This window comes from Streptomyces roseifaciens, assembly GCF_001445655.1.
Classification (GTDB): Bacteria; Actinomycetota; Actinomycetes; order Streptomycetales; family Streptomycetaceae; genus Streptomyces; species Streptomyces aureoversilis.
This window is the reverse complement of the sequence record NZ_LNBE01000002.1, coordinates 235,128-255,779: the sequence shown is the minus strand read 5'-3', so window position 1 is coordinate 255,779 and position 20,652 is coordinate 235,128. Positions and strand designations below refer to the sequence as shown.

The 20,652-nt window shown below is 74.1% G+C and carries 12 protein-coding genes and 1 pseudogene; 4 read left to right on the top strand and 9 right to left on the bottom strand.

The window, feature by feature from the left end:
- Positions 1-10 precede the first annotated feature (10 nt).
- Positions 11-814 (bottom strand): crotonase/enoyl-CoA hydratase family protein, encoded by an 804-nt coding sequence (locus AS857_RS02965; protein ID WP_058041521.1) that lies wholly within the window; start codon positions 812-814, stop codon positions 11-13.
- Positions 815-980: 166 nt separating this feature from the next.
- On the opposite strand from AS857_RS02965, the gene AS857_RS02960 reads away from it, so the two are divergent.
- Together AS857_RS02960 and paaK are read left to right on the top strand one after the other, a co-directional pair.
- Positions 981-2,648, top strand: coding sequence for an acyl-CoA synthetase (locus AS857_RS02960; protein ID WP_058041520.1), 1,668 nt, complete (start codon positions 981-983; stop codon positions 2,646-2,648).
- A gap of 140 nt (positions 2,649-2,788) precedes the next feature.
- Positions 2,789-4,099: a phenylacetate--CoA ligase PaaK gene (gene paaK / locus AS857_RS02955; RefSeq protein WP_058041519.1), complete on the top strand. Its 1,311-nt coding sequence runs from the start codon at positions 2,789-2,791 to the stop codon at positions 4,097-4,099.
- Positions 4,100-4,224: 125 nt separating this feature from the next.
- Here the strand turns inward: paaK and AS857_RS02950 are convergent, their stop codons facing one another.
- Entirely contained in the window at positions 4,225-5,748 is a 1,524-nt protein-coding gene (locus tag AS857_RS02950; protein ID WP_058041518.1) for a fatty acyl-CoA synthetase, read from the bottom strand.
- A 200-nt stretch (positions 5,749-5,948) separates the two neighbouring features.
- Between AS857_RS02950 and AS857_RS02945 the strand changes: the two genes are divergently transcribed.
- Positions 5,949-8,366, top strand: coding sequence for a penicillin acylase family protein (locus tag AS857_RS02945; RefSeq protein ID WP_245699559.1), 2,418 nt, complete (start codon positions 5,949-5,951; stop codon positions 8,364-8,366).
- A gap of 34 nt (positions 8,367-8,400) precedes the next feature.
- On the opposite strand, the gene AS857_RS02940 is transcribed toward AS857_RS02945, so the two are convergent.
- From AS857_RS02940 to AS857_RS02915, 6 genes and pseudogenes are all read right to left on the bottom strand, one after another.
- Positions 8,401-9,954, bottom strand: a complete 1,554-nt coding sequence (locus AS857_RS02940; protein WP_058041516.1) for an acyl-CoA synthetase — start codon at positions 9,952-9,954, stop codon at positions 8,401-8,403.
- A gap of 539 nt (positions 9,955-10,493) precedes the next feature.
- A pseudogene (locus AS857_RS02935) lies at positions 10,494-11,588 on the bottom strand (NAD(P)H-dependent flavin oxidoreductase); the annotation flags it as partial.
- Between the two features lie 94 nt (positions 11,589-11,682).
- Positions 11,683-14,040 (bottom strand): serine/threonine-protein kinase, encoded by a 2,358-nt coding sequence (locus AS857_RS02930; protein ID WP_058041515.1) that lies wholly within the window; start codon positions 14,038-14,040, stop codon positions 11,683-11,685.
- Positions 14,022-14,948, bottom strand: a complete 927-nt coding sequence (locus tag AS857_RS02925) for an oxygenase MpaB family protein (protein ID WP_058041514.1) — start codon at positions 14,946-14,948, stop codon at positions 14,022-14,024. The genes AS857_RS02930 and AS857_RS02925 overlap by 19 nt, the downstream gene beginning before the upstream one ends.
- Positions 14,949-14,972: 24 nt before the next feature.
- On the bottom strand, positions 14,973-16,160 hold the full coding sequence (locus AS857_RS02920) for an acyl-CoA dehydrogenase family protein (protein WP_058041513.1): 1,188 nt from the start codon (positions 16,158-16,160) through the stop codon (positions 14,973-14,975).
- Positions 16,161-16,334: 174 nt separating this feature from the next.
- The gene (locus AS857_RS02915) at positions 16,335-17,138 is read right to left on the bottom strand and encodes a phosphatase PAP2 family protein (RefSeq protein ID WP_058041512.1); all 804 of its coding nucleotides are present in this window, start codon (positions 17,136-17,138) and stop codon (positions 16,335-16,337) included.
- A 493-nt stretch (positions 17,139-17,631) separates the two neighbouring features.
- Between AS857_RS02915 and AS857_RS02910 the strand changes: the two genes are divergently transcribed.
- Positions 17,632-18,894 (top strand): serine hydrolase domain-containing protein, encoded by a 1,263-nt coding sequence (locus tag AS857_RS02910; protein WP_058041511.1) that lies wholly within the window; start codon positions 17,632-17,634, stop codon positions 18,892-18,894.
- Between the two features lie 78 nt (positions 18,895-18,972).
- On the opposite strand, the gene AS857_RS02905 is transcribed toward AS857_RS02910, so the two are convergent.
- On the bottom strand, positions 18,973-20,592 hold the full coding sequence (locus AS857_RS02905; protein WP_058041510.1) for a phospholipase D-like domain-containing protein: 1,620 nt from the start codon (positions 20,590-20,592) through the stop codon (positions 18,973-18,975).
- Positions 20,593-20,652 lie beyond the last annotated feature (60 nt).

The following is a 20,652-nucleotide window of genomic DNA, read 5'->3' as shown; positions in this document are numbered from 1 at the left end:
GGTGCTCCCTTCAGGCGCGCCGGTAGACGGCCGGGCGCTTCTCGGCGAAGGCCCGGGTGCCTTCCTTCGCGTCGGCGCTGGCGAGGACGGGCCGGCCGCGTTCGAGTTCGAGGGCGAGGCCGTCGGCTTCGGCGAGGCCTGCGGTGTCGTGGACGCAGGCCTTGACGGCCTCGACGGCCAGCGGGCCGTTGACGTTGATCAGCGCGGCGGTCTCCAGCGCCCGTTCCAGGGCGGTGCCGTCGGGGACGACGTGGCCGATCAGTCCGATGCGCGCGGCCTCGGCGGCGGTGTAGGGGCGGCCGGTGAGCAGCATCTCCAGGGCGTGGGTGCGCGGGATCTGGCGCGGGAGGCGGACGGTGGAGCCGCCGACGGGGAAGAGGCCGCGGCGCACTTCGAAGAGGCCGAAGACGGCGCTCTCCCCGGCGATGCGGATGTCGGTGCCCTGGAGGATCTCGGTGCCGCCCGCGACGCAGGGCCCCTCGACCGCGGCGATGACCGGTTTGCGCGGCCGGTGGTGCCGGAGCATCGCCTTCCAGTGCAGGTCGGGGTCGGCCTTGAACCGGGCGCGGTACGGGTCGTCCGCCGGGTTCGGGGGCCCGTGCAGGGCCTTGAGGTCCATGCCGGAGCAGAAGGCCCCGCCCGCGCCGGTGAGGACGACGGAGCGGACGGCGTCGTCCCGGTCGGCCTCCAACCAGCCGTCGTGGAGCCCGGCCAGCATCGGCAGCGACAGGGCGTTCCTCGCTTCCGGCCGGTTGAGGGTGAGCACCAGCGTGGCGCCGGTGCGTTCGACCGTGAGGTGTTCGGTGCCGCTCATGGGTGGCCCTCCCGTCCCGGTGACCAGAACAGGGTGCAGGAGGCGTGTCCGGGGTACAAGAGTTTTCTGACTTCCCGTCAGATTTCTTGGGCGCCCTCCCTTCCTCCCCGCGGCGCGCGGCGCTCTAATGGCCTCGCGGCCGCCGTTCCCCCGGACAGGAGGAGACGTGGACTACAACCTCGCCGATCTCTTCGAGTCGGTCGTGGACGCGGTGCCCGGCCGGGAGGCCCTGGTCCACGCGGACCTCCCCGGGAGCGGCGCCGGGCGCCGGATGACGTACGCGGAGCTCGACGCGGCGGCCGACCGGCTGGGTCACCACCTGCGCGACAGCGGGATCCGGCCCGGCGACCACGTCGGGCTGCACCTGTACAACGGCGTCGAGTACCTGCAGACGTTCTGGGCCTGCCTGAAGATCCGGGCGGTGCCCGTCAACGTCAACTACCGCTACGTCGAGGACGAGCTGGCCTACCTCTACCGCGACGCCGACCTCGTGGCGCTGGTCTTCGACGCCGCCTTCACCGGCCGGGTGGCCGCGGCGCTGCCCCGTACGGAGCTGCTGCGCCACCTCGTGCGCGTCGGCACGCCTCCGCACGGCGCGCCCGAGCCGGCCCTCGCGCCCGTCCCCTTCGCGGAGGCCGAGGCATCGGGATCGCCTCTGCGCGGCTTCGGGCCGCGCTCGGGGGACGACCAGGTCATCATCTACACGGGCGGAACGACGGGCCTGCCCAAGGGCGTGATGTGGCGCCAGGAGGACCTGTTCTTCTCCGGGCTCGGCGGCGGAGCACCCACGGGCGAACCGGTGAAGCACCCCCGGGAGCTGGCCGCCCGCGTCGCGGAAGGGGGCGAGGGCCTGGTCTTCTTCCCCACCGCACCGCTGATGCACGGCACGTCCACGCTGACCGCGCTCATCGCCTTCGACTACGGCCAGAAGGTCGTGCTGCACCGGAAGTTCGCCCCCGAGGAAGTGCTCCGCACCGTGGAGCAGGAGAAGGTCACCTGCATCTCGCTGGTCGGTGACGCGATGCTGCGCCCCCTGGTGGACGCGCTGGCCGGGCCGATGCGGGGCACCGACTGCTCGTCGCTGTTCAGCGTCAGCAGCTCGGGCGCGGTGCTCTCGGCCACCGTGCGGGAACAGTTCACTGCCCTGCTGCCGCACGTGACGCTGCTCAACAACTTCGGCTCCTCGGAGTCGGGCTTCAACGGGACCGCGACGGACGGGGCGGGGGCGGGCGTCGCGGGCACGGAGGGCGCTGCTCCGGGCGGCGCGGGCGCGGGCGGCGGCCTCCGGCTGCGCGTCAACGACCGCACGGCCGTCGTCGACCCGGTCACGCACGAACCCGTCGCGCCCGGCGAGGAGGGGCGCGTCGCCCAGCGCGGCCACGTACCGCTCGGCTACTACAACGACCCCGCCCGGACCGAAGCGACGTTCTTCCGGGCCGGCGGCGAACGCTGGGTGCTGCTCGGCGACATGGCGAGGGCCGGCGCGGACGGCGAGATCACCGTCCTGGGACGGGGCTCGCAGTGCATCAACACCGGCGGCGAGAAGGTGTACCCGGAGGAGGTCGAGCAGGCGCTCAAGGCCCATCCGGACGTGTACGACGTGCTGGTCGCGGGCGTTCCGGACGAGCGGTGGGGGCAGCGCGTGGCCGCCGTCGTCCAGCCGCGCGAGGGGGCGGAGGCCCTGACCCTGGACGGGCTGCAGGCGCACTGCCGGGCGCGGCTCGCGGGGTACAAGGTGCCGCGCAGCGTGGTCTTCACGGAGCGGATCCGCAGGTCGCCGAGCGGGAAGGCCGATTACCGGTGGGCGCGGGCGGTCGCGGAGGCCGGCGCCTGACCGGATCGGCCGACTCAGGTGGCCGGTTCGTGAGGCTGGTTCGCGCGGCCGGTGGGCGCGGCCGGTGGCGCGGGGCTGCTTCCTCCACAGGGTCCGGCACCCCTCTTGACGCCCGGCGGCGCCTCTGAAAACTTGAGTTCATGCAACGACCGAACGATCGGTTGGCTCCCTGGGACGCGGCCGAGCGGATGACGCGCGAAGAGCTGACGGCCCTGCAGCTGGAGCGGCTGCGGGCCACCTTGCACCACGCCTACGAGAACGTGCCCTTCTACCGGCGCTCGTTCGACGCCGCCGGCATACGGCCCGGGGACTGCCGCACCCTCGCCGACCTCGCCCGCCTCCCGTTCACCACCAAGTCCGATCTCCGGGAGCACTACCCCTTCGGCATGTTCGCCGTGCCCGACTCGCGGATCCGGCGCCTGCACGCCTCCAGCGGCACCACGGGCACGCCCACCGTGGTCGGCTACACCGACCGGGACCTGGACACGTGGGCCGAGGTCGTCGCCCGTTCCATCCGCGCGGCCGGCGGCCGGCCCGGCGACAGGATCCACGTGGCCTACGGCTACGGGCTGTTCACCGGCGGCCTCGGCGCGCACTACGGCGCCGAGCGGCTCGGCTGCACGGTGATCCCCGCCTCCGGCGGCATGACCGCGCGCCAGGTCCGGCTCATCCAGGACCTGCAGCCGCGGATCATCATGGTGACGCCTACCTACATGCTCACCCTGCTCGACGAATTCGAGCGCCAGGGCGTCGACCCGCGCAGCACGTCCCTCACCACCGGCATCTTCGGCGCCGAGCCCTGGACGGAGGAGATGCGCCGGGAGATCGAGGAGCGCTTCGCCATCGACGCCGTCGACATATACGGCCTCTCGGAGATCATCGGCCCCGGCGTGGCCCAGGAGTGCGCCGAGACCAAGGACGGGCTGCACATCTGGGAGGACCACTTCTACCCCGAGGTCGTCGACCCGGTCACGGGCGAGGTGCTGCCGGAGGGAAGCCACGGCGAGCTGGTCCTCACCTCCCTCACCAAGCAGGCCATGCCCGTCGTCCGCTACCGCACCCGCGACCTCACCCGGCTCCTGCCGGGCACCGCCCGCCCCGCCTTCCGCCGGATGGAGCGGATCACCGGGCGCAGCGACGACATGATCATCCTGCGGGGCGTCAACCTCTTCCCCGCACAGATCGAGGAGATCGTGCTGCGGACGCCGGGCCTCGCCCCGCACTTCCAGCTGCGCCTCACCCGCGAGGGCCGGATGGACCACCTCACCGTGCGGGCCGAGGCCCGCCCGGAGGCGACGCCGGAGCAGCGCGGGGCCGCCTCCGACGAGGTGGCGCGGCAGGTGAAGGAGGGCATCGGCGTCACGGTGACCGTCGAGGTGGTCGACGGCGGGACGCTGGAGCGGTCGGTGGGCAAGCTGAAGCGCATCGTGGACGAGCGGGGAAAGCGGTGACGGGGGCCGGGCACACCTGCCACGGCCCGGGCGGATCCGGGCATCGGCGTCCCTGCGCTCCCCCGGCTGCCGTGTCCTGGCGACCCGGCGCGGCCGCAGCACTGTCCGCCGTGGCGCCGTCCCGGTCAACCGGGCGGCACGGTGCCGAACCGCTCCCGGAGCTCCCGCTTCAGCACCTTGCCGGAGGCGTTGCGCGGCAGCTCGTCCACGAAGAGGACGCGCTTGGGCGCCTTGAAGGGGGCGAGCCGATCCCGGGCGTACGCCGTCAGCTCCTCCTCGGCCACGTCGCCGCGCGCGACGACCACGGCGGTGACCGCCTCGATCCAGCGGGGGTCGGGGAGCCCGATGACGGCGGCCTCGGAGACGGCCGGATGACCGTAGAGCACGTCCTCGACCTGGCGGGAGGCGACCAGCACGCCACCGGAGTTGATGACGTCCTTCAGCCGGTCCACGACGGTGAGGTAGCCCTCGGCGTCCCGGACGGCCATGTCGCCGGAGCGGAACCAGCCGTCCCGGAAGGCTTCCTCGGTCTCCTCGGGCTTGCCCCAGTAGCCCTGGCACAGCTGCGGGGAGCGGTAGACGACCTCGCCGGGCGTGCCGTCGGGCACGTCGGCGCCTCTTTCGTCCACGACGCGCGCCTCGACGAACAGGACCGGCCGTCCGCAGGAGTCCATCCTCCCCTCGTGCTCCTCCGGCCGCAGCACGGTGGCCAGCGGCCCGATCTCGCTCTGCCCGAAGCAGTTGTAGAACGCGAGGCGGGGCAGGCGCGTGCGCAGGCGCTCCAGGACCGGCACGGGCATGACGGAGGCGCCGTAGTAGGCCTTGCGCAGCGCCGACAGGTCCCGGGAGGCGAAACCGGGGTGGCCGGCGAGTGCGATCCACACGGTCGGCGGGGCGAAGAAGCTGTCGGCCCGCCCCGCCTCCACCAGTTCGAGGACGCGGTACGGGTCCGGCGCGTCGATGAGGGTGTTCTCCGCGCCCACCGCCAGGAAGGGCAGCAGGAACACGTGCATCTGCGCCGAGTGGTAGAGCGGGAGGGCGTGCAGCGGCCGGTCCGTCTCCCTGAGGTCCAGGGCGGTGATCGCGCTCAGGTAGGCGTGCACGAGTGCGCCGTGCGTCATCATCGCGCCCTTGGGCTGCGCGGTGGTGCCGGAGGTGTAGAGCAGCTGCACGAGATCGCCCTGGCCCGGGCCGCCGGCGGTCAGGGTCGCGACGCCCGGGCGCCGGTGCCGCTGCGAGCGCTCCAGCAGGGAGCCCGTGGCGTCGCGCAGCGGCAGGGCGGGGACGGAAGCGGGCATCCGGTGGGCCAGGTGCGGGTCCGTGAGCACCAGCGCGCTGCCCGACTGCTCCAGGATGTAGCCCAGTTCGTCACCGGTGAGGTGGTGGTTGACGGGGACGTGCACCAGACCTGCGCGGGCGCAGGCCAGGAAACCGATCAGGTAGGCGTCGGAGTTGTGGCCGTAGGCGGCGACGCGGTCGCCGTCGCGCAGCCCGCCGTCGCGCAGGGCCTCGGCGGCGCCCGTCACGGCCTCGTCCAGCTCGCGGTACGTCCAGACGCGCTCCCCGTACCGCAGCGCCGTCCGCTGCGGCACGCGCCGGGCCGTGCGCCGCAGCATGCCGTCCACCGTGCTGTCCCGGACTCCCGTCATGCCCGGATCCTGGGTCCCGCGCGCACCGCGGTCAAGGGGGCACGACGGCGAGCGGGCGGATGCGGGTGCGAAGGCGGGAACGGGCGACGGGCGCGCCGCGTCCGGGGTCAACTCCCCGCCCTGCGCGGGCGTCCTATCCCCCGCAGGCGACTTCTCGTCCCTCCGTACCTATGGGAGCCACGTTGCCCTTACGTCATCGCATGAGAGCCCTGGCCGGCCTCGGCCTGGCGGTGCTGAGCTGCGCCGCCGTGCTGCCGGGCGAGGCCGCGGCCGCCGACGCGCCCGCCGGCGGCGAGCAGGCCAAGGGCGGCGGCCTGTCGGCCGTCGTCCGCTACACCGAGTACGGCGTCCCGCACATCGTCGCGAAGGACTACGCGAACCTGGGCTTCGGCACCGGCTGGGCCCAGGCCGCGGACCAGGTGTGCATCCTCGCCGACGGGTTCGTCACCCTGCGCGGCGAGCGCTCGGCCCGCTTCGGCCCCGACGCGAAGCCCGACGGATCGCTGTCCTCCGCCACCACCAACCTCTCCAGCGACCTGTTCTTCCGCGGTCTGAACGAAGCGAAGACCGTCGACAGGATCCTCGACTCGCCCGCCCCGGCCGGACCCACCCGGCAGGCCAAGGAGCTGATGCGCGGCTGGGCCGCGGGCTACAACGCCTGGCTGGCACAGAACCGCATCACCGACCCGGCCTGCCGCGGCGCCGGCTGGGTCACCCCGGTGACGACCCTGGACGTGGCCCGGCGCGGCCACGCCATCACCGTCCTCGGTGGCCAGGGCATGGCGGCCGACGGCATCGCAGGAGCCGCACAGCCGGGCGCGGCGCCCCGTACGGCCAAGGCTGCGGCGGATCCCGCCGAAGCGGCCCGGAAGCTCCTGGACGAGCAGCGGAAGAGCACCGGCATGGGCTCGAACGCGGTCGCCTTCGCGGGCTCCACCGCCGCGAACGGGCGCGGCCTGCTGCTCGGCAACCCCCACTACCCGTGGCAGGGCGGCCGCCGCTTCTGGCAGTCGCAGCAGACCATTCCCGGCGAGCTCAACGTCTCCGGCGGCTCGCTGCTCGGCATGCCCGTCGTGGAGATCGGCTTCAACGAACGGATCGCCTGGAGCCACACGGTGGCCACCGGCGTGCCGACCAACCTGTACGAGCTGAAGACCGTCCCCGGTGACGCCCACGCCTACCTCGTGGACGGCAAGCCCGAGCGGATGACCGAGCGCACGGTCACCGTGCCGGTCCGCGGCAAGGACGGCAGCACCTCACGGGTCACCCGCAGCCAGTGGTGGACCCGCTACGGGCCGGTGGTCACCTCGATCGACGACCTCCCCCTGCCCTGGGCCGACGGCAAGGCCTACGCCCTGACCGACCCCAACGCCGAGAGCCTGCGCTTCACCGACGCCTCGCTCGCCCTGGCCAAGTCCCGCAGCGTGCGCGGCGTCCAGGACGCCCTGCGCCGCACGCAGGGCCTGCCGTGGGTGAACACGATCGCCGCGGACTCCGGGGGCCACAGCCTCTACACCCAGGCGCAGGTCCTGCCCCGGGTCACCGACGAGCTCGCCGGGCGCTGCTCCACCGCCCTCGGCCGGCAGACGTTCCCGGCCGCGGGCCTGGCCGTCCTGGACGGCTCCCGCGGCGACTGCGCGCTGGGGCGCGACGCCGACGCCGTCCAGCCGGGCATCTTCGGCCCCTCCGCGATGCCGGCTCTGGTCGACGCCCCGTACGCCGAGAACTCCAACGACAGCCCCTGGCTGGCCAATGCGGACCGCCCGCTCACCGGCTACCCGAGGATCTTCGGCGACGTCTCCACCGCACGCTCGCTGCGCACGCGCGGCGCGATCGAGGACGTCTCCGCCATGGCGAAGCGCGGCGGGCTGACCGTGGCGGACCTGGAGCGGCAGCAGTTCGCGAACCGTGCCCCCGCGGGCGACCTGGCCGCGGCCGACGCGGCGAAGGCCTGCGCCGCGCTGCCGGACGGCCGGGCGACGGGCAGCGACGGCAAGCCCGTCGACGTCCCCGCGGCCTGCGGAGTGCTGGCCCGCTGGGACCGGACGGTGCGTACGGACAGCAAGGGCGCGGTCCTCTTCGACCGCTTCTGGCGCAGGCTCGTGCGCTCCGCTCCGCAGGCCGAGCTGTGGCGCGTGCCCTTCTCCCCCGCCTCCCCCGTGACGACGCCGAACACGCTGAACACGGCGTCCCCGGCGGTCGGCCGGGCCCTCGCCGACGCGGTCGCCGAGCTGCGCGGGGCGGGCATCGCCCTGGACGCGCCCCTGGGCGAGCACCAGTTCGTCGAGCGCAACGGCAAGCGCATCCCCGTCGCGGGCGGCGCCGATTCGCTGGGCATCTGGAACATGATCGAGTCGGCGCCGTGGGACTCCGCCCGCGGCGGCTACTCCGAGGTGCGGCACGGCTCCAGCTACATCCAGGCCGTCGGCTTCGACGGCGGCCCCTGCCCGGCGGCCCGCACCCTGCTGACGTACGGGCAGTCCTCCGACCCCACCTCACCGCACTACGCGGACCAGACCCGGCTGTTCTCGGCCGGCCGCATGGTCACGGCCCGCTTCTGCGAGAAGGACATCCTGTCCTCGCCACAGCTGCGGGTGGTGCGCGTGGGCGAACGCTGACGGCCCGCCCCTGCGGACCGGGGCCGGGCGCCGCTCACACCGAGCGACCCCGGCCCTTCCAGTAGGGATCCCGCAGGCGGCGCTTGTAGAGCTTGCCGTTGGGGTCGCGGGGCATGACGGCGATGAACTCGACGGACCTGGGCCGCTTGTAGCCCGCCAGCGTCCCGGCGCAGTGCGCGAGGATGTCCGCCGCCAGCGGGGCGCCCGGCGCGTACCCCTCTGCCGGTTCGACGACCGCGCGCACCTCCTCGCCCCAGTCGTCGTGCGGCACTCCGAAGACGGCGGCGTCGGCGACGGCCGGGTGGGCGAGCAGCGCGGACTCGATCTCCGCGGGGTAGATGTTGACGCCCCCCGAGATGATCATGTCGATCTTGCGGTCACGCAGGAAGAGGTAGCCGTCCTCGTCGAGGCAGCCGAGGTCGCCGACGGTGAAGAAGTCGCCGATGCGGCTGTCGCGGGTCTTGCCGGCGTCCTTGTGGTACGTGAAGCCGCCCGTGGTCATCTTCATGTAGACCGTGCCGAGACGGCCGGCCGGAAGGCGGTTGCCGTCGTCGTCGAAGACGGCGAGCTCGCTGATGGGCCACGCCTTGCCGACGGTGCCGGGCTTCTTCAGCCAGTCCTCGGCGGTGGCGAAGGCGCCGCCGCCCTCGCTGGCCGCGTAGTACTCCTCGATGCAGCCGCCCCACCAGTCGATCATCGCCCGCTTGACGTGCTCGGGGCAGGGCGCGGCGCCGTGCACGGCGTGGCGCATCGACGAGACGTCGTAGCGGTCCCGGACGTGCTCCGGCAGCGCGAGCAGCCGCTGGAACTGGGTGGGGACCATGTGCGTGTGCGTGCACCGGTGCGTCTCGATCAGGCGCAGCATCTCCTCGGGCGTCCACTTGTCCATCACCACCAGCCGGTGGCCGATGTGCAGGGACGCGGCCGCGAACTGCAGGACGGCCGTGTGGTAGAGCGGCGAGCACACCAGGTGGGTGTTGCCGTCGAACGGTCTGATGCCGAAGATGCCCAGGAACCCGCCGAGGTGGCCCTCCTCGGGCGGCTTGCCGGTGAGCGGGCGGCGGATGCCGCGCGGCCGCCCGGTCGTGCCGGAGGTGTAGTTCATGACCCAGCCGAGGGTGCGGTCGGCGGGCGGGGTGTCCGGGCGGTGGTCGAGGAGGGCGGAGTACGGGCGGAAGCCGGCGATGTCCCCGACGGCGTGGCGCCGTGCGGCGGGCAGCGCGGCCTCGTCGGCGGCCGCCGTGGCCGTGGCGGCGAACCGCTCGTGGGCGATGAGGACCTTCGCCCCGCTGTCCGCGACGATCCAGGCGATCTCCGGCCCGACCAGGTGGTGGTTGACCGGCACCAGGTAGAGACCGGCCTGGGTGGCGGCGAGGTGGGCGGTGAGGAGCTCGGCGCCGTTGGGCAGGACGACGGCGAAGGCGTCGCCGGTACGGAGCCCCGCGGCGCGCAGCCCGTGGACGAGGCGGTTGGCGGCGCCGTGCAGGCGTCCGGCGGTCCAGGTACCGCCGGCCGGGTCGACGAGGACGACGCGGTCGGGATCGGCGGCGGCCTGCGCCCAGAACCCGTTGGGCGGTTGGGGTGGCATGGGGCCTCCTTCGGACGACGGATGGACGGCGAAGCGGGCGTGCCTGGGGGCGGTCACTCCGGCGCGGCCCCGTTCCGGTCCGCGTCACCCCGGCGGGCAGGCCGACCACCGGGCACAGCCGGGCCCGTCCCGGCTCGTTCGGAGCTGTGCGCGACGCCTGCGGCGGGGGTCGTTGCGCGGTGCCGGACAGTGGACGGCTCCGGGCCGTCCCCGGCCGGTCCCGTTCCGCAGCCCGGCCCGGAATCGCCGACACCGGCACCAGCACCGGCTCCTGTGCCTGTGCCGGGCACCCGAGATGCCCCGCGAGCGCCGGTCATGGGCGGCTCCGGCCCGTCCGTGACCGGCCTCGCTCCCCGGCCCGGCCCGGAATCGCCGGTGCCCGGCCCTGCACCGGGTGCCGAAGGCGCCCTGCGGGCGCCGGTCGTGGACGGGTGCGGCGCGTTCGTAGACGGCTCCGGCCCGTCCACGGCCGGTCCTGCCCGCCCCGCAGGGGCGCACGGCCCTGCAGAGGCACCCGCCCCCGCAGGGGCACCCGCCCCCGCCGCGATGCGGCCCAGCCGCGCGACGGCCCGGTCGAAGCCTCTCGTCAGGTCGTCGAAGACGGCCTGTACGGCGCGGCGGCTGTTCATGCTGCCCACGATCTGGCCGACCGGGGTGCCCAGCAGCGGCGCCGCCTCGTACTTCTGGATGCGGGTCAGGGCCTCGGCGACGAGGAGGCCCTGCAGGGGCATGGGGAGGGGGCCGGGGCCGGACGGGTCGTCCCAGGCCTCGGTCCAGGCCGTGCGCAGCTGGCGGGCGGGCTTTCCGGAAAGGGCGCGGGAGCGCACGGTGTCGCCGGAGCCGGCGGCGAGGAGCTTGGCGGTCAGGGCCTGCGAACCCAGGTCGGCCTCCTCGGTGGTGAGCCAGAGGGAGCCGATCCACACGCCCTGCGCGCCGAGGGCGAACCCGGCGGCGATCTGCTCGCCGGAGCCGATGCCTCCGGCGGCCAGGACGGGCAGCGGGCCGACAGCGCGGACGATCTCCGGGGTGAGGACCATGGTGGCGATCTCGCCGGTGTGGCCGCCGGCCTCGTAGCCCTGGGCGACGACGACGTCGATGCCGGCGTCGGCGTGCCGGGCGGCGTGCCGGGCGCTGCCGGCGAGCGCGGCGACGAGGGTGCCGTGGGCGTGGGCGCGCTGCACGACGTCGGCGGGCGGCGGTCCGAGGGCGTTGGCGAGCAGGGCGATCGGATGGTCGAAGGCGGCGTCGAGCTGGGCGCGGGCGACGTCCTCCAGCCAGCCGGTGATGCGCCAGCCCCGCCGGTCCCCGGCGGCGAGTTCGGGGACGCCGTGCCGGGCGAGGAGCTCCCGGACGAAGTGGCGGTGCCCGTCCGGGATCATCGCTTCGACGTCGGCCTCGGTGACCCCCTCGGCCCGTCCGGCGGGCATGACGACGTCGAGCCCGTACGGCCTCCCGCCGGTGTGCGCTTCCATCCAGTCGAGGTCCCGGGCGAGCGCTCCGGGGTCGGTGTAGCGGACGGCGCCGAGGACGCCGAGCCCTCCGGCCCGGGAGATCGCCGCGGCGACCGCGGGGAAGGGCGTGAAGCCGAAGACGGCGTGCTCGATGCCCAGCCGCTGGCTCAGCTCGGTCTGCATGGGCGGCAGGATGCCGCAGGAGGCCGGGCGAGGGAAGAGGTTTTCTGACGCATCGTCAGACAAGATGGGCCGTCGGGCACGAGGGAGGGGCCGGCTACCGGTGCAGCGGCCGGCCCCGCGTCTGCCGGACCTGCCGGACCGCCGCGACCTGGCGGTAGAGCTCCACCGCCTCGGTGGAGCGGCCGAGCTGTTCGAGGCAGTGCGCCTCGTCGTTGCGGCTGGTCAGGGCGTCCGGGTGGTCCGCCCCGAGGACCCGCTGCCGGGCCTGTGCGACCTCGCGGTAGACGGCGAGGGCCTCGGTCCAGCGGCCCAGCCAGCCGAGCCCGACGGCGATCTCGCGCCGGCTCACCAGCGTCTCGGGGTGGTCGGCGCCCAGCACGCGCTCGCGGACCGCGCCGACGTCGCGGGACTCGGCCAGGGCCTCCTCCCAGCGGCCGAGGCGGCCGAGGTTGACGCCGAGGCAGTGCCGGGCGCGCAGGGTGTCGGGGTCCTCGGGCCCCTGGGCCCGGGTGCGCTCGTCGACCAGTTCGCGGAACAGCCCCAGGGCCTCCGCGCTGCGCTGGAGGCGGCCCAGGCAGATGCCGGTCTCGTAGCGGGCGGCGAGCGTGTCGGGGTGACCGGCGCCGAGCACCCGCTGCCGTGCGACGGCCACTTCGCGGTAGGTCTGCAGCGCCTCGGTCCAGCGGCTCAGCTGGCCGAGGGCGTAGCCGACCTCGTAGCGGCTGACGAGCGTGTCCGGATGGGCGGGGCCCAGGACCCGCGAGCGGGTGACCGCGACCTCGCACGCCATGCGGTACGACTCCTCCAGCCGGCCCAGGCGGCCCAGGTTGAAGGCCAGGTTGTGGCGGCAGCGCAGGGTGTCGGGGTGGTCGGGGCCCACGGTCCGCTCGCGCGCGGCGAGCACGGCGGCGTACACGTCGTGGGCCTCGAAGTGCCGGCCGAGCTGCCCGAGGACGTACGCCGTCTCCTGGCGCGCGGCGAGCGTCGCGGGGTGGTCGGCCCCCAGGACGCGCTCGCGCCCGGACGCGGCGCGGGCGTACTCGCGCAGCGCCTCGCCGGGCCGCCCCTGCATGCTGAGGGCGAAGGCGGCCTCGTAGCGGCTGGTGAGGGTGTCGGGGTGGTCGGGGCCCTGGAGGCGCTCGCGGTCGGCGGCGACGGCGGCGTGCGCGCGGCCGGCCTCCTCCCAGCGGCCCAGCCGGCCCAGGCGCAGCCCCTCCTGATGGCGGGCGACGAGCGGGGCGAGGGCCTCCGGCGCGGGCGCGGCGAACGCCTCCGCGACGGCGGGCGGGCCTCCTGCGGGCACGGCCGGCCCGGGCCCGGTGCGCCGGGCGGGCCCCGGCAGCCCCACCGCAGGCCCCACCGGCTCCGCCGGACCCGCCGGACCCGCCGTCCAGGCATCGGTGAGCGCCGCCGCCGGGTCCGGCGGCGGTGCCGTCCGCGGGCCGGGGCCGGTGGCCTTGGAGCCCGTGGTCATGTTCCTGGCCCAGCCGGGCAGCCGCGGCTCGGGCAGCCGCACGGCCGACCGCACGGGGCGCGGGCGGCGTTCGGGCGGCGTCCGGGGCACGGTCGCCAGGCGGGCGAGGCGGTCCGGCGGCTCCAGGACGAGCAGGCGGCCGTGGAGGTCGGCGGCGTCGGGAGGGCGGTCGTCGGGGTCCTTGGCGAGCAGGTCGAGGACGATCCGCTCGAAGGCCTCCGGCAGGTCGGGGCGGTGGGTGCGCGGCGGCACGGGCGCGGTGTCCCGGTGGCCGACGAGCACGGCCCAGGCGTCGTCCATGTCGAACGGCGGGGCGCCGGTGGCGATCTCGTACAGCACGCACCCCAGGGAGTACAGGTCGCTGCGGTGGTCGACCGGGGCGCCGCCGATCTGCTCGGGCGACATGTAGTGCGGGGTGCCCATGGCGATGCCGGTGCCGGTGAGGCGGGAGGAGAAGGAGGACGAGTAGGAGAGGGAATCGCCCAGCCGGGCGATGCCGAAGTCGCAGATCTTCACCGTGCCGTCGGCCAGTCGCATGATGTTGGCCGGTTTGAGGTCCCGGTGCACGACGCCCTGGCGGTGGGTGTAGGCGAGGGAGGCGGCGACCTGCTCCGCGATCTCCAGGATGTCGGGCAGGGTGAGCGGCAGGCCGCCGGTGTCCTCCAGGAGCTCGCTGAGGTTGCGGCCGTCGAGGAGCTCCATGACCAGGTACAGCACGCCCTCGGACTCGCCGAAGTCGTGGATGACGGTGATGCCGCGGTGCTGCAGCGCGGCCGCGACGCGCGCCTCGCGGCGGAAGCGCTCGCGCAGCACCCGCAGGTACGACGGCTCGTGCCGGGGCCCCATGGGCTTGAGGCACTTGACGGCGACCTGCCGGCCGAGCGACTCGTCGAGCGCCCGCCACACCTCGCCCATCCCGCCCCGCCCGATGCGTTCGAGCAGGCGGTACCGCCCTTGGATCAGCCTGGATTCCGCCATCCCGCGCCGCCGCCCCCGTCGATGCCCCGCGCTTCCCCCGGCCCGTCCAGTATGGCGGCACGTCTGTGCAGGTTGTAGGAGGAGGGACGGCTACCGGGACCGAGTCTGGCGACGGCGCGGAGGATGTGCTTGGGCGGCAGCTGCCAGCGGAGGCCTGCGGGGACCGTGCGCAGCACGGCGCCGGCGGCGCGCAGGCGGCGGGTGACGACGTGCGGGGGCGGGGCCTGCCGCCCGTACAGCTCGTGGGCGTGGGGAGGCAGCGCGGCGTACGCGAGGGAGGCCACCCGCCCCCAGAGCAGCTCCCGCACCGGGACCACCGGAAGGGGGACGGGCGGGCGCCGCAGGAAGGCGTCGACTCCGCGGGCCTCCGGGGTGAGGGCGAGCTCGGGCCGCACCTTCTCGAAGTAGGCGGCCATCCGCGCGGCCGTGTCGGGCACGTCGGCGGGGTCGAGTCCCACGAGGCGGGCGGACTGCCGGTGTTCGGCGTAGTAGGCGTCGGCCTGGGCGTCGCTGAGCGCGATGCCCGAGCGGCGGACGACGTGGAGGTAGGAGTCGACCTCGGCGCAGTGCACCCACAGGAGCAGGGCGGGGTCGTCCACGGGATAGCGCTCGCCGGTGTCCGGGTCGGTGGCGGACAGCCGGCGGTGGATGCCGCGGACGGCCGCTCCCGCGCGCTCGGCGGCCTCGGTGGTGCCGTACGTGGTGGTGCCCACGAAGTTCGCGGTGCGCAGCAGGCGGCCCCGGGCGTCCTTGCGGAAGTCGGAGTTCTGCGTGACGCCGCGGACCGCGCGCGGGTGCAGCGCCTGGAGCCACAGGGCGCGCACCCCTGCGATCCACATCATGGGGTCGCCGTGCAGCTGCCAGGTGACCGATGCGGGCCCGAAGAGCCCGGGGTCGGCGTGCGGCATGGGGCACCTCCTGTCGTCGTCAGGTTAGCGGCGCACGCGCGGCATCCCCAGGCCGATCCAGGAGATGATCTCCCGCTGGATCTCGTTGTTGCCGCCGCCGAAGGTGAAGACGACGGCGGCGCGGTAGCCGCGTTCGAGTTCGCCGTGGAGGGCGGCGCCGGCGGAGCCCTCCTTGAGGGGGCCCGCCGCGGCGAGGACCTCCATGAGCCAGGCGTACGCGTCGCGGCGGGTCTCGGAGCCGTAGACCTTGACGGCGGAGGCGTCCTGCGGGGTGAGCGCCGAGCGCTGCAGGGCGTCGACCATCTGCCAGTTGAGCAGCTTCATGGCCTCCAGGCGCAGGTGGGTGCGGGCGAGCCGGGCGCGGACCCAGCCGAGGTCGATGACGCGGCGGCCGTCGGCGAGCTTGGTGGCGGCGGCCCAGCGCCGTACGTCGCGCAGGGCGCCGGCGGCCGTGGTGCCGTGGGCGGCGAGGGTGACGCGCTCGTGGTTGAGCTGAGTGGTGATCAGCCGCCAGCCCTCGTTCTCCTCGCCGACGCGGTTGCGGACGGGGACGCGGACGTTCTCGTAGTAGCCGGCGGTGGTGCTGTGGGAGGCGAGGGTGTTGATGGTGGTGCAGGAGTAGCCGGGGGCGCTGGTCGGCACGAGGAGGAGGGTGATGCCCTTGTGCGGCGGTGTGCCGTCGGTGACGGGGGTGGTGCGGACGGCCAGCCAGATCCAGTCGGCGGTGTCGCCGTTGGTGGTCCAGATCTTCTGGCCGTTGACGACGTAGGAGTCACCGTCGCGCACGGCCCGCGTCGTGAGGGAGGCGAGGTCGGTGCCGGCGCCGGGCTCGCTGTAGCCGATGGCGAAGTCGAGCTCGCCGGAGAGGATCCGGGGCAGGAAGTACGCCTTCTGCTCGTCCGTGCCGAACTGCATGAGGGTGGGGCCGACGGTGTTGAGCGCCATCAGGGGCAGCGGCACGCCCGCCTGTGCGGCCTCGTCGAAGAAGATGAACTGTTCCATCGGGGTCCGGCCGCTGCCCCCGTACTCGGCGGGCCAGCCCACCCCGAGACGGCCGTCCGCGCCGAGGCGGCGGATCGTGGCGCGGTAGAAGCGCTTCTGCTCGGCCGGGTCGTCGTGGCGGGCGTGGGCGCGGCCTGCGACCAGCCCGGCGAAGTAGTCCCGCAGCTCGGCGCGGAAGCGCCGCTGTTCCGGGGTGTATTCGAGGTCCACGGCCCCTCCAGGGGTGCTCGCCGTATGCCGCGCTGACGGCGCACACCGTAGAACCTGTTCCAGAAATTCGGAAGGCGAAGGAGAACAGGGACCACGCGGGGCTTCAGCCCTGCGAGGTCCCTGTCGGTACGGCGGTCGGTGCCGCGGTCGGTGCCGCGGTCGGTGCCGCGGCCGTCAGCGGGAGGCGTGCCGGCGGTGGCGTCCCCCCGTGGGCGTGCCCCCTCCGCCGCCGCGGCGGCGGCCGGGCGGCACGGGGCGGGTGTGACCGTGGTGGCCGCCGTGCTGCTCCGCGGCCTCCAGCTCGGCGAGCTCCTCGTCCAGGCCGAAGCGCTCCAGCAGCGGGATGCGGTAGAGCCGCGGCAGCAGCCAGGCGTGCCAGACGCCGGTGACGAAGATGATCGCGGACGAGGCGATCAGGACCGAGCCGAAGGTGTCGGTCGGGTAGTGGGCGCCGACGTACCAGCGGGAGAACGCGATGAGCAGTACGGCGAAGACGCCGACGACGGCCACGGTCCGCCGGTGGCGGGACTCCCGGAAGAGGAAGTACGCGGCGATGAACGCGGCGACCGTGAAGGCGGTGTGGCCGCTGGGGAAGCTGTTGGAGCCGATCTCGGGGTCCAGCATGAACTCCCGCGGCGGCCGGGGCCGGGCGACGATGGCCTTCGCGATCTGGGTGCTGTTCCAGCCGACCGCGACGACGAGGAAGGTGGAGACCGCCGTCACCGGCCGGCGCCGCACGAACAGCAGCCAGCCGCACCAGACCGCCAGGATCAGCAGGCCGGCGATCGGGGACGCGAGAGCGCTGACCCCCTCCATGACCACGTTCAGCCACTCGGTGCGGAAGGTGGTCTGGACCGCGCGGTCCAGCTTCAGGTCGTGCGGCTGGATGAGATCGGTGTGCACGGCTACCAGGCCCAGCGCGATCGCGACGGCGAACAGCAGGACCGAGTTGCGCAACCAGTGGCGCACGTACGGCATGGGTGGGGCGTCCTTTGTATTCGGTAGGGCGGTACCGGCACGGCAGTACACGCGAAGGTGACGAATGCCTGCCGCAGGGGTGACAACGGCACGGCTGTACGGCAAAGCTACACGCGCCGCACACGCACCCTTCGGGACGCCCGCCCCGGACGCCGCCGGCGGCCGCGCGCCCCGGGCCGCCCACCACCGGCGACGCACCCTGCGTGAGGGAGTTATATCCGACGGTGACCACCCGGCCGGACCCGGAGGCGGGGGTACGGGCGGCGATTCAGCCGATCGTGGACGGAGCCGCCGGGGCCGGGGCAGCAGCCCTCGACGCCGCGGCGCGGCCGGCGGTTCCCGGACGAGGGGATTTGTGCCGTGTCTCACTCCGCGAGCGCCGCATTCCGCTGGCCGGATCCCGCTCCCCGCCCACAAGGCCCTTCAACCCCACGCGACTTGACGGTGTCCTGTCCGGTGTCAGCACACCGTCGGAGCAGAGGGGCCACCTGCCATGAACGTACGCACCCGCACCGTCCACAGAGCCCTGGCGGGGGCACTGGCCGCCGCCGCGATGGCCGCGGCGGCCCTCACCGCCCCCGCCGCGGCCGAAGCCGCCGGGACGACGGCCGCAGACGGCCGGGAGACCGCCGCGGGCCACGACCGGCACGCCGCCACCCGCAGCGCCATGGAGGCCCAGGTCGCGGCCGGCATACCCGGCGTCCTGGGGCAGGCCCGGGACGACCACGGCACCTGGCGGGGCTCCGCCGGCATCGCCGACCGCACCACCCAGCGGCCCCGCCTCGCCCAGGACCGCTTCCGCATCGCCAGCGTCAGCAAGGTCTTCACCTCCGTCGTCCTGCTCCAGCTGGAGGCGGAGGGCCGGATCGGCCTGGACGACCCCGTCGAGCGCTGGCTGCCGCGCGTCGTCCGGGGCAACGGGCACGACGGCCGGGAGATCACCGTCCGGCAGCTGCTCAACCACACCAGCGGGATCTACAACTACACCGAGGACCCGGCCTTCCAGAAGCTGCTCGGCCCCGACTTCCTCGAGCACCGCTTCGACGACCACACGCCGGACGAGCTGGTGAAGACCGCGATGGCGCACGCACCGTACTTCCGGCCGGGCGGGGGCTGGCACTACTCCAACACCAACTACGTCCTCGCCGGCATGGTCGTCGAGAAGGTGACGGGCCGCTCGTACGCCACCGAGATCAAGCGGCGCATCATCCGGCCCCTGGGGCTCACCGCCACCACCCTCCCCGGCACGGCGCCCGAACTGCCGGGGCCGCACGGCCGGGCCTACAGCACGCTCCAGGCCGAGCCCGCTCCCGGCGCGAAGATCTACGACGTCACCGAGCTCAACCCGTCGTGGGGCGGGGCCGCCGGCGAGATCATCTCCACCACCGGCGACCTCAACCGCTTCTACGGCGCCCTCATCGGCGGGAAGCTGCTGCCGAAGGCGCAGCAGCGGGAACTGCTCACCGCGGTGCCCGTCGGCGACCAGGCTCCCGGTGCCCGCTACGGCCTCGGCGTCCTCACGGCCCCGCTGTCGTGCGGCGTGACCGTCTGGATGCACACCGGCGGCGTCCACGGCTCCGGCACGATCGCCAGTGCCACTGCCGACGGCCGGCACACCGCCGCCTTCAACTTCAACGGCGACTGGACCGGCGACCTCGGCGCGCTGGTCGAGGCGGAGTACTGCGGCAAGGCCCCGTCGGGCGGGTCCGCCCTCGCCGGGCCGCAGAAGACGATGACGCTGATGGCGCTGCGCTGACGCACCCGCGCACGGTACGCCTGCGGCCCGCGGCTGACACCAGCCGCGGGCCGCAGGTCCGTACGGGAGCGCCGGGGATCAGCCCTGGCAGATCCCGCGGGCGTAGTCGAAGGTCGCCGTGGCCTGCGAGTACTTCCACTGCGGGGCCAGCAGGCTCGCGTCGAGCTGCCGGGCGGCCTCCGGGCTCTCCACCATGTACCCGAAGTCCTGCAGCCAGGACGGGTAGAGGTTCTTCGAGCCGATGTAGAAGGCCGAGCCGTCCACGGACACCAGCTTGTGGTGCTGTGCGTACGGCTTGCCGTCGGCCCACTTGGCGCTGTCCGAGCTGCGGGCCGTGGCCAGCTGCAGGTTGCCGCACATGGCCGTCTTCGCACCCTGCTGACCGCCGGTGAGCAGCGCGAGGCGGTTGCGCAGGACGTCGCTGATCTCGTTCAGCGACTTGATCTGCGAGTAGCCGCCGCTGCCGACCGCGCCCCGGTTGGCGGGGTCGCTGACCACGATGCGGACCTTCACGCCGGCGGCCAGCTTCGCCGCGAGCGCGTCGTAGAGCCGGACGTCGTAGCGCGGGAGCGGCGGGCAGGTGGCGTTGAGGTCCTGCTGGGAGATCTCCACGTGGCTGCGCGCACTGGCCACGAGGGCGCGCAGGGCGCTCTCCTCGGGGTTGGCCGTGTCGTAGTCGCGGTCGGCGTTGGTGTTGTCGTGCAGGCCCACGACGCACTTGGTGTCGGGCGCCGTCGGCAGGTCCGGCCGGAAGGACGAGGAGGGGTCGGAGTCCTGGATGCCGACGCCGAGACCGCCGACGGCGATCACGGGGACGTTCCCGGTGGCCGGGGCGGCGGCGGGGTTGGCGTCCTTCTCCATCGTCGGCATGCAGGAGGCGCCGTCGGACGCGGCGAACCAGACGCTCGCGATGTTGTTCTTGTTCCCGCAGGTCCAGGTCCACAGCTGGTCCAGGTACCGGCCGGCGGACCCGGCCGCGGGCCCGGTCAGGGCGAGGTCGACGTCGGACACCGGGTGGGTGGTGTCGACGTAGTCGTTCTTCCAGCTGTTGATGCCGCCGGTGATCGCCGACTGCCCGTCCACCACGAGGAGCTTGGAGTGGTTCCAGGAGAAGGCGGTCTTCGAGGTGGTCATCGACGCGACGTTCAGGGTGACGCTGCCGGCGGCCTTGCCGAGCTTGTCGCGCAGGTCGTCGCGGTACTTCGTGGGCAGCACGTTCATGTGGTAGACCGGCGCGGCCCCGACCAGAACGCGGACCTTCGGCTTGTTGCCGTTCTCCACCGACTTCTTCAGGCCCGCGACGATCGCGTCCTGGAACGCCCCGTCGGGGAAGGGAGCCAGGGTGGATATGTCGACGGTGCGCGTGGCCCGGGAGATGTTCTCGGTCATCTTGGCGAGCAGCCGCTTCGTACCGGGGCGCTCGGCGCAGGTGGCGTCGCCCCAGCAGCCGGGGGTCTGCAGGAGCCAGTCGGCGGGGTCACCGGAGGAGGCGTCCAGCGCGTTGCCGGCGGTGCGCTCCCACACGCGCCCTTCGAGGCCGGGCGAGACCTGACGGAGCGTCTGCTCGACGGCGTCGAGGTGCGGGGTGGCGGAGGAGTCGGCGAACGCCGGGGCCGCGGGGAGCGCGGCGAGGGCGAGGGCGGAGACCGCTGCGGAGACGGCGGGACGGGTTAAACGGCGGAGCCGGAGGCGAGCCAATGTGCTTCCTTGATCGGGGGTGCGGAGGTGACCGGGAACGCGCCGCGCGGCGGAACGCGC

Bases quoted from the DNA above. Each gene is read 5' to 3' on its own strand.
- paaK (WP_058041519.1), top strand. From the start codon at position 2,789: ATGCAACGACCGAACGATCGGTTGGCTCCCTGGGACGCGGCCGAGCGG.
- AS857_RS02915 (WP_058041512.1), bottom strand. From the start codon at position 17,138: ATGCCGTACGTGCGCCACTGGTTGCGCAACTCGGTCCTGCTGTTCGCC.
- AS857_RS02925 (WP_058041514.1), bottom strand. From the start codon at position 14,948: ATGCCGCACGCCGACCCCGGGCTCTTCGGGCCCGCATCGGTCACCTGG.
- AS857_RS02950 (WP_058041518.1), bottom strand. From the start codon at position 5,748: ATGACGGGAGTCCGGGACAGCACGGTGGACGGCATGCTGCGGCGCACG.
- AS857_RS02930 (WP_058041515.1), bottom strand. From the start codon at position 14,040: ATGGCGGAATCCAGGCTGATCCAAGGGCGGTACCGCCTGCTCGAACGC.
- AS857_RS02945 (WP_245699559.1), top strand. From the start codon at position 5,949: ATGAGAGCCCTGGCCGGCCTCGGCCTGGCGGTGCTGAGCTGCGCCGCC.
- AS857_RS02910 (WP_058041511.1), top strand. From the start codon at position 17,632: ATGAACGTACGCACCCGCACCGTCCACAGAGCCCTGGCGGGGGCACTG.
- AS857_RS02965 (WP_058041521.1), bottom strand. From the start codon at position 814: ATGAGCGGCACCGAACACCTCACGGTCGAACGCACCGGCGCCACGCTG.
- AS857_RS02940 (WP_058041516.1), bottom strand. From the start codon at position 9,954: ATGCCACCCCAACCGCCCAACGGGTTCTGGGCGCAGGCCGCCGCCGAT.